At 41.0% G+C, this 13063-nt stretch carries 10 protein-coding genes; 5 read left to right on the top strand and 5 right to left on the bottom strand.

Features of this window, described 5'->3' with window-relative positions; all coding sequences use genetic code 11:
* The first annotated feature begins 6 nt into the window (after positions 1 to 6).
* Together murJ and H7968_RS00610 are read left to right on the top strand one after the other, a co-directional pair.
* Positions 7 to 1527, top strand: coding sequence for a murein biosynthesis integral membrane protein MurJ (gene murJ / locus H7968_RS00615; protein ID WP_227394320.1), 1521 nt, complete (start codon positions 7 to 9; stop codon positions 1525 to 1527).
* A 176-nt stretch (positions 1528 to 1703) separates the two neighbouring features.
* Complete coding sequence (locus H7968_RS00610; RefSeq protein ID WP_227394319.1) at positions 1704 to 2756, top strand: glycosyltransferase family 4 protein; 1053 nt, start codon at positions 1704 to 1706, stop codon at positions 2754 to 2756.
* Between the two features lie 201 nt (positions 2757 to 2957).
* Here the strand turns inward: H7968_RS00610 and H7968_RS00605 are convergent, their stop codons facing one another.
* Positions 2958 to 4037, bottom strand: coding sequence for an LCP family protein (locus H7968_RS00605; protein WP_227394318.1), 1080 nt, complete (start codon positions 4035 to 4037; stop codon positions 2958 to 2960).
* 151 nt (positions 4038 to 4188) lie between these two features.
* Positions 4189 to 4824 carry a YigZ family protein gene (locus tag H7968_RS00600; protein WP_227394317.1) on the bottom strand — a complete coding sequence of 212 codons (636 nt, stop codon included), beginning with the start codon at positions 4822 to 4824 and terminating at the stop codon, positions 4189 to 4191.
* 333 nt (positions 4825 to 5157) lie between these two features.
* Between H7968_RS00600 and H7968_RS00595 the strand changes: the two genes are divergently transcribed.
* Together H7968_RS00595 and H7968_RS00590 are read left to right on the top strand one after the other, a co-directional pair.
* Positions 5158 to 6297, top strand: coding sequence for a sensor histidine kinase (locus tag H7968_RS00595; RefSeq protein ID WP_227394316.1), 1140 nt, complete (start codon positions 5158 to 5160; stop codon positions 6295 to 6297).
* A gap of 20 nt (positions 6298 to 6317) precedes the next feature.
* Positions 6318 to 6992 carry a response regulator gene (locus H7968_RS00590; protein ID WP_227394315.1) on the top strand — a complete coding sequence of 225 codons (675 nt, stop codon included), beginning with the start codon at positions 6318 to 6320 and terminating at the stop codon, positions 6990 to 6992.
* Positions 6993 to 7826: 834 nt separating this feature from the next.
* Here the strand turns inward: H7968_RS00590 and treR are convergent.
* The gene (gene treR, locus H7968_RS00585) at positions 7827 to 8546 is read right to left on the bottom strand and encodes a trehalose operon repressor (RefSeq protein WP_134375767.1); all 720 of its coding nucleotides are present in this window, start codon (positions 8544 to 8546) and stop codon (positions 7827 to 7829) included.
* A 102-nt stretch (positions 8547 to 8648) separates the two neighbouring features.
* Between treR and H7968_RS00580 the strand changes: the two genes are divergently transcribed.
* Positions 8649 to 9233, top strand: a complete 585-nt coding sequence (locus tag H7968_RS00580) for a nuclear transport factor 2 family protein (protein WP_227394314.1) — start codon at positions 8649 to 8651, stop codon at positions 9231 to 9233.
* A gap of 129 nt (positions 9234 to 9362) precedes the next feature.
* Here H7968_RS00580 and treC read toward each other — a convergent pair whose 3' ends face one another.
* Positions 9363 to 11048, bottom strand: coding sequence for an alpha,alpha-phosphotrehalase (treC, locus tag H7968_RS00575; protein ID WP_227394313.1), 1686 nt, complete (start codon positions 11046 to 11048; stop codon positions 9363 to 9365).
* Between the two features lie 216 nt (positions 11049 to 11264).
* The gene (gene treP, locus H7968_RS00570) at positions 11265 to 12701 is read right to left on the bottom strand and encodes a PTS system trehalose-specific EIIBC component (RefSeq protein WP_227394312.1); all 1437 of its coding nucleotides are present in this window, start codon (positions 12699 to 12701) and stop codon (positions 11265 to 11267) included.
* Between the last annotated feature and the right edge of the window lie 362 nt (positions 12702 to 13063).

Here is a 13063-nt window from a genome sequence, read left to right as displayed (position 1 = left end):
GAACGGATGATTTTTATGCAGTCCTTAAAACCTGGGCATCTGCTTACGATAATTGGAAGCGTTGCTGTAATTAATCTGATAGCCAGATTGATTGGATTTGTTCGGGAAATCGCTATTGGCATTCATTACGGTACGAGTTTTCAGGCAGATGCCATTATCACCGCTTATACGATACCTAACTTTTTCTATTTAGCAGTTGGAGGAGCTCTCACAACTGCTTTTATTAGTACATACGTTAATCAGCCGGACCAGACAAAAAATACCGTGGTATCTTTAATATTTACTTATATCGGCCTGACGATAGCCGGTATATCCATAATGTTTTTTTTATTCCCGTCATTTTTTATGAAGCTCTTTTTTCAATTGGATCCAGTCGCAGCTGGCTTAACATCTGATTTATTCAGAATTATGTCGCTGGGCACTTTTTTTCTTACCACATCAATGCTGTTTACAGGATATCTAAATGCAAACCGTTACTATAAAACTTCAGCTTTTGCGCCGTTGTATTTCAATGTGATCTATGCTGGTGGAGCACTCATATTTCAGCCTTTAGTAGGGATTGAAGCATATTCATGGTCTGTTCTCGCTGGAGCGGTAGTCATGTATGTGTATTTATTGTGGGATCTGAGGAAAAAAAATCTTCACTTTTCGTACTTTCTTTTCAAACAGGATCATATCAGGGTCTTACCTACCTATTTATGGAGGGTTTTGCCAATATTATTAGGAGGAGCAACAATCCAGCTTTATTTCTTACTTCAGCGTGTGTTTGCATCAGGTATGGGCGAAGGTACCATTGCAGCGCTGAACTATTCTTCCAAGCTAATCCAAATTCCTCAAAGTATACTGATTACTGCTGTAACCACTGTATTATTTCCACTCATCAGTAAAATGGTTACGGATCAAAATAAAAAAGAACTGCAACGTGTCTATGTTCAAGGAATTCGCTACTTGTTAATGCTAATGCTCCCTGTTAGTACGTTTGTTTATTTTTATTCAAATGAGATTATTTCCCTTGTTTTTGAATATGGGGCCTTTAATCAGACGGCAACCGCTTTTACAGCAGATCTGCTTATGATTTTTGTTCTTGGAATGACGGCTCATGCCATTAATGTTTACTTAACCAGATTCTATTATGCACACAGTAGGAATTGGCTGGCTGTATTTATTAGTGCATTTAATGTATTTATTGTAAATGGACTTATTATTATCCTTTTTGCTCCGATATATGGGGCAGAGGCCATTGCGTGGGGGATGACGATTAGTGGCTATACCCAGCTGTTTATTTTACTATGGTTTGGCTGGTCTAAACTGGGTCTGAAACCTATGCAAGGCACTGCTGTCATAAAAATTTTGGTTTCAACTGTCACATTATGTGGTATTTTTACATTAGTATCAGATTTGTTTGATCAGCTCGTTATCCAGTTATTTGTAGGATTTGCAATCACATGCTTATGTTTGGGAATGTTGGTTTTATGGATAGAGAAAAACAAATTTATTCAAATGGTTAAAAAATTTTTACGAAGGTGAAACCATCTGACTTATTAAAACGTCTAGTAAGTTGTACAGGTCTTATGATGGGACAAACTGTTCATTCGTAAAAAACCCTATTCTCTATTCATTGTGAAGTATGCTATAATCTCTTTGATTTATGCAATCTATCATTTTCCAATTAAGAAAACGAATCGTTTTCAAGGAGGAAACGTATGCTTTATTTAACGATGTTCATTTGTTTTGTCAGTGCGATTTTACTGACACCATTAGTAAAGAAATTAGCCTTCATCGTGGGGGCAACTGATAAACCTAACCACCGTAAAGTTCACCAGAAAATCATGCCGAGATTAGGCGGATTGGCAATATTTTTAGCATTTGTTATCGGATTTGTTGTATTAGGTCCTGAAAACGAAGCTGCAATGCCATTACTTCTCGGAAGTCTTATTATTGTAGCTGTTGGCGTACTGGATGATATCCGTGAGCTTTCAGCTAAAGTAAAATTACTTGGACAGATTGCCGCAGCCTTAGTAGTTGTTTTGGGCGGAGTGCAGCTTGAGTTCATTAATTTACCATTTGGTGGTCAGCTTGAATTTGGATGGTTCAGTATTCCGATGACGGTCATCTGGATTGTTGCAATTACTAATGCGGTTAACCTGATTGATGGTCTGGATGGATTGGCGGCAGGTGTTTCTTCGATTGCCTTAGGAACAATCAGTTTAATGGCTATGTTAGATGGAAATGTTTTTGTCATGACTATGGGATTACTGCTTTTAGGTAGTGTGCTCGGTTTTCTTTTGTACAATTTCCATCCTGCAAAAATTTTCATGGGTGACACTGGAGCACTTTTCCTGGGATTTGCGATCTCAGTAGTGGCATTATTAGGATTTAAAAATGTAACGATTATCTCATTGATTATTCCAATTATTATTTTGGGAGTTCCGATTTCAGATACGATTTTTGCTATAATACGCAGATACGTTAATAAACAGCCTCTATCTGCACCTGATAAAAATCATTTGCATCATAGACTTCTTGCAATGGGATACACTCACAGACAGACAGTCCTGATCATCTATGCTATTGCCGCTACATTTGGCGTATCGGCACTGCTTTTCTCCATGTCGACTGTTTGGGGAGCGGTACTTGTCGTTGGGGTTATGCTGATTGCGATTGAATTATTTGTCGAAAGCATCGGATTAGTCAATAAAGATTATCAGCCATTGATTAAAATGATCCGCGCAAGAAGTGCAAGAGGCCGGTCATAATACAAAAAAGCATCCCGTTACGGGATGCTTTTTTGTATTATGATTTAAATGTTTAATCCGTGTCAGGTTATTTTTTCGATTACCAAGGGCATGTTTTAAGCAATCTGTATAATCTTATACTGTTTGTTAGTTTGAGGCGTCATATATTTCAGAGTAGATCAAAAATCAAGAAAAAAAGCACCCATTAAGGGTGCTTTTTTTCTATTCAGTATCACTATCATCTGTGTCCGATTGTGTGTTGTCAGTTGTACTGAATTCATCATCTTCTGATGAAGAGTTTTCAGAAGTATAAGATGGCAGGTCCAAATGATTTCGCAAATCTTCCTGGACATTTGCTAATTCTTCATCACTTACCTGATAAAAGAAAGTACCGTCAAGCATTACACCTTCACCTTGAAGTGTGTGAGTATCTACAGATAGGTTTGAATTCGTAGCATACGATATAAATTCGCGCATTTCAGAGAAACGCATATTCGTTTTTAAGTTATCACCAATCGCATCAATTACATTTGCATAGCTGCTGATGGAAGTCACTGATTTCATTTCTGATAAAATAGCTTCCATTACTTCCTGCTGACGTTCACCTCGGGCGATATCACTATCCTGATGCCTTGAACGAACGAAAGCAAGTGCTTCTTCACCCTTTAATGTCTGACGCCCTTCTTCAAGAACGATGGCATTTGCCTGATCAGATGAATCTTGTTCATACATCGTAAATGGAACTTCTACTTCCACTCCGCCAAGCGCATCAACTACATCCATAAAAGCATAAAAGTTTAGTCTGACATAGTAATCGACTGGAACGCCTAGTAAATCTTCTACAGATTCCATTGAAGCTCTCGGTCCGCCAAAAGCATGTGCATGATTAATTTTATCCTCATATCCAACTTCATCAATATAAGCCAAAGTGTCACGTGGGATACTTGTGAGTTTAACAGTTTTTTCTTCATTGTTTAGTGTAGCGAGAATCATCACATCACTTCTTGCCATACCATTTTCAAAGCCGGGCATATCTTCCCGTGCTTTACTTTCATCGAGTCCAAGAAAAAGAACTGATACATTATCAACATCTGGATTCACTTGTTCTTCCCGCAAGTCCGACTGTTCGCGGCCTTCAACTGCTTCAAATGATTCATTTGCTACATCCTGAGCCTTTGTATATAAATAACCGCCATATACCAGACCAGATAGACACAGTATAAAGATTGGTAACAAAATCATAAGAATACGTTTTCGGGTCTTTTTTGCTTTATTTTGTTTTTTAAAGGTTTTTCTATCCATTCACTTATAAAGCTCCTTTGCTTGGGATTTCCAAATCAACAGTTTAATGACTAGGAAAACCTGTCATAACACGACGAAAAGATCGCCAATCTCTATTGTACTTGTTTTCCCGGCATCCGTAAAATGAAACTTATATTACATTTAGATGATATCATTCGACTTGTTTCTCTAAATATTCCTGTTCTCCAATCTGGATTTCAGATTGACCATTCGTCATCTCCGTCATCCATTCGACAAATTTCTCCAAGTCGTCCTCTTCTACATAAGTGTCAACAGCTACTGCATCGAGATAGCGTATTTCTTTTAATGGATATTTCGAGGAACGGACTTCATTTTCGACTTTCCCGAGCCAAGTGTAATCAATATTGGTTGTAACAACACGGTTTAACGATCTTTCCACGACTCCTGCAGCTGATAAGCCTTCTGTAACAGCTTTACCATACGCGCGAATTAAACCGCCTCCTCCGAGCTTAATTCCCCCAAAATAACGGGTAACGACAACCGTTGTATCTTTTAATTCCCGTTTTTTCAGAACTTCAAGCATTGGAACACCCGCTGTACCGGATGGTTCTCCATCATCATTCGCTTTTTGAATCTGGTCGTGCTCACCGATCATATAAGCAGAGCAGTTATGGTTCGCAGTTGGATGGAGCTTTTTTATCTTCTGTATAAACGCCTGTGCGTCTTCTTCCGTTTCAGTTCTTTCCAGATACGTAATAAAGCGTGACTTTTGAATCGTGATTTCACTTTCGCTGTATCCACGTACAGTTAAATACTTTTTTAGCATTTGTGTCATAACTCCTTAATTCGTGACCTTTTATTACGCCATTATAACAAGAAATAGAGGTGTTCGTCATTTTTTGCAATGATGAAACAAAGGTGAAATGTCATATGCGTCAATTGTAATGCAACTTTAATATCGCGACAAAATGATGATGTTATAATGAATAAGGTCTCATTGATTAGGTGAGGCTTATATAAATATATTGAAATAACAAAAAGATCACCTATTTTCGACATGTGGTGGTGCGAAAGTTTATTCTTCACAATACTTTCAATTTTACAGGTTTAACAGTATAATTTTTTGTAAAGATATGATAATGAGGAAGGAGTCTGGCATGTGTCCGCAAACAGTATAGATACCCAGATGCTTGATACGATTCTGGGTAAAATGATCGAGACTGTGGACCGCAGTAAGTCAGAAATTTTTGAGATAGGTGAACAAACCAGGAGCGATTATGATCTGCTGGTCAACGAACTTGCATTGATCCGTGAAAAAATAACCAACGTTATTTATATTGGAGACGATCTTGAGCGGCGATCACGCTTTGCCAGGAAACGTCTGGCAGAGGTAAGTCACCACTTTAAAGATTTTTCTGAAGAACAGGTCCGACAGGCGTACGAAACGGCGCACGACCTCCAGATGAAACTCTCTGTTAACCGACAAGAAGAAAAACAGCTGAGAGAACGAAGAGATGATCTTGAGCGCCGATTACTGGGCATGGTCGAAACCATTGAACGTGCAGAAAATCTGGTCACCCAAATTACTGTTGTCCTAACCTATTTGAACAGTGATTTAAAGCAGGTAGGGGCAGCTTTACAGGATGCCAAACAGAAACAGGAATTCGGGATGCAGATTATTGAAGCACAGGAAGAAGAACGAAAAAGACTTTCCCGGGAAATACATGACGGGCCTGCCCAGATGATGGCGAACGTACTGATGCGTTCAGACCTCATTGAACGGGTGTATAAAGAAAAAGGCGCTGAAGAAGCGATAGCTGAGATTAAAAGTCTCAAAAAAAATGTTCGGGCTGCTTTATCAGAGGTAAGAAGAATCATTTACGATCTGCGTCCAATGGCATTGGATGACCTTGGTCTGATTCCTACCCTCAGAAAGTACCTGAGCTCAATCGAAGAATATAGCAATGGTACTAAATTATCCTTTACCCAGGTTGGAGAGGATTCCAGACTGGATGCTAAGTATGAGGTTTCCCTCTTCCGATTAATCCAGGAATCAGTTCAAAATGCGATCAAGCATGCTGAAGCAAAGGAAGTAGCAGTCAAAGTGGAAATCCGCCGCGACTCGATTACAGCTGTTATCAAAGATGATGGCAAAGGCTTTGATCCAACCGAAAAGAAACAGGGCTCCTTTGGTCTTGTCGGGATGAAGGAAAGAGTAGAACTCATTGCAGGAAAACTGACAGTTAATTCAAATCCGGGAAAAGGCACCACGATTATTATTCAAGTGCCGTTACAGTAAAGATTGAGGGGGAACCAACCATGACAAAAATTCTAATTGTTGATGATCACCAGTTATTTCGCGAAGGTGTAAAACGCATTCTTGATTTTGAAGAAACATTTGAAATCGTAGGTGAAGGAGAAGACGGTTCACAAATCATTGAACTTTATGAAGAGTACAATCCTGACGTTGTATTAATGGACATTAATATGCCGGAAGTAAACGGTGTTGAAGCAACAGCTAAACTAACCGACCGTTATACGGATGCAAAAGTTATTATCCTGTCCATTCACGATGATGAAAACTATGTATCCCATGCACTTAAGTCAGGTGCTTTAGGTTATATGCTGAAGGAAATGGATTCAGAAGCATTGATTGATGCGATTAAAACTGTTGCAGAAGGTGGATCATACCTTCACCCGAAAGTAACCGTAAACCTTGTCAATGAATTCCGCCGTCTTGCTGAAGCTGAATTCACAGGTAACTTCCAACAGGTTGAAGTACGCCGTCCGCTTCACCTTTTAACGAAGCGTGAGTGTGAAGTGCTGCAGATGCTTGCTGATGGTAAGAGTAACCGTGGAATTGGAGAAGGGCTTTATATCTCTGAGAAAACAGTTAAGAACCACGTAAGTAATATTCTTCAGAAAATGAATGTAAACGACCGTACTCAGGCTGTTGTAACAGCGATCAAGAACGGCTGGGTAGAGGTACGATAATTTTAAAAACCGCCTGAGGGCGGTTTTTTATTTTGGGATTGGATGGGGGGATGGAGGGTTGTGTAATCGGTGCGATTTATGTCGATTGCGCGCTTTTTTCTGTCACTAGCCCCACTGTTTATGTCGATCCTGATTCCAGTAAGGGTGGAATCGTTGTAACGGGGTGTGTTTTTGTTTATCGCGAGCCGTTTTCTGTTGATAGCGGGATTAAATATGTCGTAAGGCTGGTCCGGTTTGTCGTAAGGGCCTTTGTGTGCTCGCGGGACAAATGAGCGGGTCTATTTCCGTAGAAGAAAAGAGTTGTCGTAATCGCTGCTATTTATGTCGATCGCACCCTTTTTTCTGTCACTAGCCCCACTGTTTATGTCGATCCTGATTCCAGTAAAGGTAGAATCGTTGTAACGGCTTGTGTTTCTGTTCATCGCGAGCCGTTTTCTGTTGAAGGGGGCAGTGAGTATGTCGTAATGCTGGTCCGTTTTGTCGTAAGGGCCTTGGTGTGCTCGCGGAACAAAAGAGGGGGTCAATTTTCGTAGAAGAAAAGAGTTGTCGTAATCGCTATTATTTATGTCGATCGCACACTTTTTTCTGTCACTAGCCCCACTGTTTATGTCGATCCTGATTCCAGTAAAGGCCAAATCGTTGTAACGGCGTATGTTTCTGTCAATCGCGAGCCGTTTTCTGTTGATAGCTGCAGTAAATATGTCGTAATGCTGGTCCGTTTTGTCGTAAGGACTCTTGTGTGCTCGCGTGTCAACCAAATGGTCATTCAAATAACAAAAAACCGCCATCTCAGCGGTTTTTTAGAAGTAAATTAGATTTATAATTGCCGTTAAATTATTTCCTACGCCTTGCAAAATCAACGAATTTGAATTTATCCAGACGGTGCCGTGATTCTGTGTATTGGAAGATGGTTGTGTCCTCCAGGTGTACGAAGTTTCTTACGAGCACGATATGACTGTAGCCGTTCAAATCAAGCAGTGCCCGATCTTCGTCTGTAGCCGGTTCTACTGTGATTTCTTTTTTTGCGTAAGAGATGCTTAGCCCTAATTTACCCTCAAGATAGGAGTAGATAGAATCTGCGCAGATTTCTTCTGTTAAAGAAGGGACGTGGGATTGCAGGATCCAGTCTTTATCGAGAATCACGCGTTCTCCCTGAACGGTTCGCGTTCGTGTGACTTCCCATACAAGTGACTGACTTGGAGACTCAAGCTGCTGTGAAAGCCATTCTGATGTTTCGTTCAGTGCAAGATGATGGACAGTTGTCTGGATATCGCGCCCTAATGACTCCTGGATTTCTTTAAAGCTGACAAGGCCGGTAACCGGGAATGTCATTTTACTTATATCGAGAACGAGAGAGCCTTTACCCTGCATTTTTTGTATGAATCCGTTTTGAGATAAAAGTGTAAGCGCTTTCCTTATCGTCTCGCGGGAAGTATCAAAACGCTCACATAGTTCATGTTCTGATGGAAGAAGTGAGTTAGGTTTAAATACACCGTTTTCTATTTCGTTTGAGAGTTCTTGAAAAATGTTCATATATTTATTTGTTGTTGCCATTTATATCACCCTTATTTATTGTATCATATGATAGTGGGCTTTATTAGGTAAATGTAAGGAAATTACCTTTAATTTTCATAGCAGAAAGGACGGTTTAGATTGATGAAAACATCATGGAAAACACTGCTGGGTGCCGGTCTGCTTGTATTGGCTCTGGCAGGGTGCAGTGAAGATCGTGAAGAACAAAATGCGAATTCCGTGACAGATGGACAGGCAGGACAGGGTGCCGGTCAGGAAACGCATTCAGCTGCAGGGAACATCGAGTCTGAAACAGGCATTACGCTCGATTCTGAAGGGAATGTTCAGGAAGCAGAAGATGTACCAGCCGAAGTTGAGGAAGAAGTTAATGCTGTATTTGATCAATATATAGAAACTTTTAACAATGAGGATCTGGAAGGATATCTTGATCTACTGTTATATGGTGACGATTATTATAACGAAGAGGAAGAACGGACTGCTGTCGGAGATGTGTTTGAGCAGTTTGATGTGAACCGTACCGTGGTGGAAAAAACGATCAGCGGCTATGAAGAGGGCGTAGCTGAAATGTTTTCAAATCTTGAGCTGACAACGATCGATCCTGCATCAGGGACTGAAGTTACGCGAGGCGGACGTCAGGTGACGATTTTGCGCGAAACAGACGAAGGCTGGAAAATCGCGTCGATTCAATTTATTGCCTCTCCGGAATGAGCGGGTTTTTGACATATTTCCTGGGAAATGATGACTTGTTTTGCGGGAATTTATTTGGTCTGAAATAGTGACCAACAATAAAAGCAGTGCAACTCATTCTTGAGTTGCACTGCTTTTTACATTGTAAAATTATTTCTTAAAATGAAAAACAATCGACTCATAAGCACGAAGCGGGTAGTGATTGGCGTCACCTTTAACGTCATCATAGTTATGAATCAATACGTCGGGTTTACCAAAGGCACTAAAGCGTTCAGCCACTTCTTCAGGTAGTGTAAAATCGACAGAATGAGCATAGAAGTTATTGATCACTAAAAGTGCTTCGTTTTCTGTGTTACGTGTATAAGCGAAGATAGAAGGATCATCAGCCAGTAATAATTCATAGTTACCGTTCGTTAGAATATCAATCTCTTTTCTAAGACGGATCAATTTCTGATAGTGATAATATACGGAATTCGGATCGTTCACTGCAGCTTCCGCGTTAATCTCTGTATAGTTCTTAGCAACAGGAATCCACGGTGTTCCATCTGTGAAACCTGCATTATCAGAAGCGTTCCATTGAACAGGTGTACGGGAGTTGTCACGTGATTTGTGTTTCAGAATTTCAAGGATCTCAGACTCGTTTTTGCCTTCTTCTTTTAAAATGTTATAGATATTAAGAGACTCGACATCACGATACTCATTAATCGTTGTAAATTTAGGGTTTGTCATACCAAATTCTTCACCCTGATAAATATATGGTGTACCCTGCATCATATGGATCACGGTTGCAAGCATTTTGGCTGATTCGTTGTGATACTCTCCGTCATTTCCGTAACGCGAGACAACGCGTGGCTGGTCGTGGTTGCACCAGAATAATGCGTTCCATCCGCCACCTTCATTCATTCCTGTCTGCCAGGTTGAGAGAATATCCTTTAGCTGAAGAAAATCTGCATCTGCAACCGTCCACTTTTCACCATTCGGGTAATCCACTTTTAAATGATGAAAGTTAAATGTCATGCTGAGCTCCTGACGGTCAGGATTTGAATATTTGATACAGTGATCAATAGAGGTTGAGGACATTTCACCAACTGTTAAAAGATCATGCTTTGAAAACACTTCACGGTTCATTTCATGCATGTATTCATGAACTTTCGGACCATCTGTGTAGAAGCGTCTGCCGTCACCATCACCTGTTTCATCAGGAAAGTCCTGATTTTTTGAAATAAGGTTGATGACATCCAGTCTGAAACCGTCCACGCCTTTTTCTGCCCAGAAGTTCATCATGTCGTAGATTTCACGGCGTACGCGCTCGTTCTCCCAATTGAGATCTGCCTGCGTGACATCAAACAGGTGAAGGTAATATTGGCCGGATGCTTCATCATATTGCCACGCGTTTCCTCCGAATTTAGAGATCCAATTAGTCGGCTCACTGCCATCAGGTTTGCCGTCTTTCCAAATATAAAAATCACGGTACTCGCTGTCTTTTGATTTGCGTGATTCCACGAACCATTCGTGCTCGGTTGACGTATGGTTCACAACAATATCCATGATGATTTTAATGCCCCGGCTGTGTGCCTCCGAAAGCATACGATCGAAATCTTCCATGGATCCGTATTCATCATGGATCGAGAAGTAGTCGCTGATGTCATACCCATTATCACGCTGCGGGGATTTGTATGGAGGAGTCAGCCACAAAACATCGACTCCGAGTTCTTTTAAGTAATCAAGCTTTTCTGTGATGCCGTTCAGGTCACCGACGCCGTTACCGGTCGTGTCATTAAAGCTTTTCGGGTAGATTTGATAAACGACTGCTTTTTTCCACCATGGTTGTGTCATGTTGGGTCACTCCTTAGTTGGTTTTTTTAAATCGTGCCGGGAAAAGGTTCGCTTTCCGCGGCCGCGCGGTGAGCAGCTAATGCTTCGAATTACGCTGTCTCACTTGTCGCTTCTCTGCCGAAGGAGTCTCACCATTTCCCGTCACTTTTAATGGCTTATTAACAGATCTCCTAAAAATAAAGCGCCCGCATCAGATGCGAACGCTTATGGACTTTTTTACTCGATTTCACCTTTTTTAATTAACATAGTGTATAGCAGTGTCAGAACGAATGGGACGACAATAACGATTGCCATTCCGATTCCGAAGATCGCCCAGAATTCTGCCTGAATAGAGATGATTCCAGGGACCCCACCGACACCGATTGAGTTAGCAAGAACAAAGTTAGCACCAAGCAGTGTACCGGCAATAGCGGAGCCGATCAGTGCGCAAATGAATGGGAACTTGTATCGTAAGTTTACCCCGAACAGCGCGGGCTCTGTAACACCGAGCCATGCTGAGATACCGGATGAGCTGGCCAGTCCGCGAAGCTTTTCGTCTTTGCGCTTCATTAAGAAGGTAGCAGCGAAAATGGCAAATGCTGCAGAACCCTGTGCGATATTTGACAGTGCGAGGATCGGCCACAGGAATGTTCCTCCCTGGTCTGAAATCAGCTGAAGATCAACCGGAAGGAATGTATGGTGCATACCTGTGATAACAAGGACTGCATAGAATCCACCATAAATGAATCCGCCAAGCCATCCAAGGTTTTCAAACATCCAGATAACGGCTCCAGTTACGGCTGTACCAGCTGCAAATGTTAATGGTCCAATGACGATGAATGCGGCAAAACCGGTAATCAGAATTGATACAGGTGCTACTACGAGCAATTTGATGGAATCTGGAACTCTTTTGTCCAGGAATTTCTCAATTAAAGCATAGAAGTAAGCTGCTACTAAAACAGGCAGAACCTGTCCCTGATAACCGATAGATTCAACAGTTAATCCGAATAAATTCCATGTTGGCACGTTGCCTTCTTCAAGTGCTGACGGGTAATCGTAAGCACTTAAGAGTGCAGGGTGTACAAGGACAAGGCCGAGTACAATCCCCATTAATGGATTTCCGCCAAAGCGTTTAACGGCTGACCATCCTATTAATGCAGGCAGGAAGGTAAAGGCCGCGCTGGCTATGACGTTGATGACTTCTGCGATATCGGCCCATTGCGGATAAGTCACTATTAATGGATCCGGACCGAAAAGATTCTCTGCGGTTAAGACGTTGTTTAATCCGAGTAATAAACCGGCCGTTACGATAGCAGGAAGAATCGGAATAAAAATATCAGCAAGCAGTTTCACGAGACGCTGCAGCGGGTTCATTTTCTTTGCGGCTGCATTTTTTACATCATCCTTGGAGACTTCCTGAATGCCTGTTTCTTCAGCCAATACTTTATAAACTTTATCAACTAGACCCTGTCCAATGACGACCTGGAACTGCCCACTGTTTGAGAAAGATCCTTTTACAAGGTCAATGGACTCAAGTTTTTTCTTATCAACTTTGCTTTCATCATGGAGAACAAAGCGTAATCTGGTGACGCAGTGTGTAGCTGTATCAATGTTTTCCTGTCCGCCGATTGCTTCAACAATCTGGCGCACCTGTTCACGATTAATATCGCTCATCATTTAACCTCCCGTAAACGTTTTCAAATTCAGGACGAATTCCCTGTATCCTATATTCCCCGTCTAAAAGAAATTACTCCGGGAAACAGCGCTTTCATTTCGCTCCTTCATCCTATTACGTGTATATACAAGTTGTCAATCATTCGGCTTATAAAGATCTCAGGATAATGTTTCGGAAGGCTAAAAGTTTGGATAATTATTGAAATCATTTTTTGCTTATATTTGCTTTCGTGATGCCAAAGAATTAAAATAGTAATATTAAATAGTTCTTTTGTTACATATTACAGGAAGGAATATTCATGTATCACAGGATCTGTGTATATTGTGAACGTTTTTTTAAGAAACATACAGGCTTTCATCAA

It is taken from the genome of Jeotgalibacillus aurantiacus, from assembly GCF_020595125.1.
Classification (GTDB): Bacteria; Bacillota; Bacilli; order Bacillales; family Jeotgalibacillaceae; genus Jeotgalibacillus; species Jeotgalibacillus aurantiacus.
Note: the sequence above shows the minus strand (reverse complement) of the source record. Positions and strands in the feature narration are given on the sequence as shown.